Genomic DNA, 434 nt, shown 5'->3' with positions numbered 1-434 from the left:
CGAGCGAGATGAACGGCATCCTTGTCCTGATCGAGGACCCCCTCGGCCTCGTCGAGCAGGTCGTCATCCTGAACCCGACTGACTGGCTGCCGTTCCTGACGAGATACCTCGCCCCCCTGATTGCCACCTCTACGCAGAGTGCCCTGCTGCAGATGCAGGGCAGGATCGCCAACACCCTGATCGCCTGGGCGCGCCACGGCGAAGGCAGTCATGTCGATCGCGAGACCGGCCTCAGCCGGATCGATCTCGACAACGATCGCGACCGACGCCGGGCCCAGCAGGCGCGCGAGGCAATGGCGCGAGCCAGCCGGGAGGGGAGTGCATGAAGACCATGCGCTGGCATCCTCCAGGCTATGGCGGTGAGCGACGTGACCCGGACCGTGTTAAACGGGAAGGCTGGCGCGATCAGGGCGTGCTCGCCATCTCAATTGACG

Annotated in this window: 1 pseudogene; it reads left to right on the top strand. The window is 65.7% G+C overall.

The features are described from left to right. Positions 1-326 (top strand): annotated as a pseudogene (locus Q0938_RS19225) (hypothetical protein); the annotation flags it as partial. Positions 327-434: the final 108 nt, after the last annotated feature.

Source organism: uncultured Paracoccus sp., assembly GCF_947496875.1.
In the GTDB taxonomy this organism is placed as follows: domain Bacteria; phylum Pseudomonadota; class Alphaproteobacteria; order Rhodobacterales; family Rhodobacteraceae; genus Paracoccus.
The sequence above is the reverse complement of the archived record's forward strand: the minus strand, read 5'-3'. Positions and strand labels throughout refer to the sequence as shown.